This is a genomic window from Arthrobacter sp. BB-1 (genome assembly GCF_006151685.1).
Classification (GTDB): domain Bacteria; phylum Actinomycetota; class Actinomycetes; order Actinomycetales; family Micrococcaceae; genus Arthrobacter.
Genome location: NZ_VDEV01000049.1, coordinates 1 through 1,577, shown reverse-complemented (window position 1 = coordinate 1,577; position 1,577 = coordinate 1). Strand labels below are relative to the sequence as shown.

1 protein-coding gene is annotated in these 1,577 nt (G+C 62.2%); it reads left to right on the top strand.

Going from position 1 to position 1,577, the window contains the following annotated elements; translation table 11 throughout:
• Positions 1 to 399: 399 nt before the first annotated feature.
• The coding region (locus FHJ30_RS21185) for an IS30 family transposase (RefSeq protein WP_171059169.1) at positions 400 to 1,577 on the top strand (1,178 nt) is incomplete at its 3' end.

The window sequence follows — 1,577 nt, the reverse complement described above, 5'->3', positions numbered from 1 at the left end:
TATTTAAGCGATGTTCCAGCGGAGTCCCGGAAGTACGCGAGATCGACTGTTCAGCAGAGGGAAGAGTTCTTCCAGGTTTTTGACCGACTCGGAAGTGCGACATCAGCCGCGGCAGAACTGGGTTTGAACCGGAACAGCTGCTATCAGTGGCTCCGCAGGGCTGGCCTCACTTCCGGGAACACCGCATCAACCCGCCAGGCAGCCAGAACCAAATACACATCCGAACAGAAACGTGAGTTCTTGTCCGTTCTCGAGCGGGAAGGGAGCGTGACTGTTGCCGCAGCTGAGATCAGCCTGAATGTAAACACTGCGTTCCGCTGGGCCCGCGAGGCGGGCATTTCCAGCCGGCCGGTGAGTCATCGCAGGCGAGTGGAGTACCTGCGCTTACGGGACCAAGGACTGAGCCGGCGCGATGCGGTCAAGGCCCTGGGCGTTCCCCGCAGCAGTGCACGGGAGTGGGAGCTTGGGGTGAGGAAATCTGGCGGTCGACGCATTTATCCAGGTGGACAGAGAATGCATTACAACCATGATGTGGATTCTTCAACACTTCCTGCCGTCCCCGGCAAAAGGCAGCAGACCCGGTCGGTATCGATCTCGGTGCTTGAACGGGCCATTGACCCGAGGTTTCTGTCGCTGCAAGAACGCGAGACCATCCGGGACCTGAACGGCGCTGGGGCCTCGCTGCGTTCAATCGCGGCAGTGTTGCAGCGATCGCCGTCGACCGTTAGCCGGGAAATCGCCCGTAACGGCCACCCGGGTGTTGGCTACCAGCCGTATGCGGCGCAACGTCAAGCTGCCTCACGCCGCGCCCGGCCCAAAACCGGGAAACTCGCTGGTGAATCGGATCTGAGCAACTACGTGAAGGAGAAACTGCTCCTACGCTGGTCTCCAGAGCAGATCAGCCACACGCTGGTCGAAGATTTCCCCGAACTGCCGGAGATGCGTGTGTGCCCAGAGACGATCTATCAAGCCCTCTACGTCCAGGCCAGAGGGGGGCTCAAACGCGAAATTCAGGCGGCCCTGCGCACCGGCCGGACCCGCCGCAAACCCCATAACACCGGCGAACAGCGCATCTCCCGCTTCGCCGACCCCATGGTCATGATCTCCGAACGACCGCCCGAGGTCGAGGACCGCGCCGTACCCGGCCACTGGGAAGGCGACCTGATCACCGGCACACTAAACCAGTCCGCCATCGCAACCCTGGTCGAACGCACCACCCGGTACGTGATGCTCGTCCACCTGCCAAATGACCACACCGCCGAAACCGTCCGTGACGGCCTCGTCCGGACCATCAGTTCCCTTCCAGCGCACCTGCGCGGCTCACTGACCTGGGACCAAGGCGCCGAAATGGCCGGACACCGATCCTTCACCATGGCCACCGACATGCCCGTCTACTTCTGCGACCCCGCCAGCCCCTGGCAACGCGGCTCGAATGAAAACACCAACGGGCTACTGCGCCAGTACTTCCCTAAAGGCACCGACCTGTCCGCCTACGGCACTGAAGACCTCGAACACGTCGCCCAGGAACTCAACGGCCGCCCACGCAAAACGCTCGGCTGGAAGACCCCAGCCGAGCG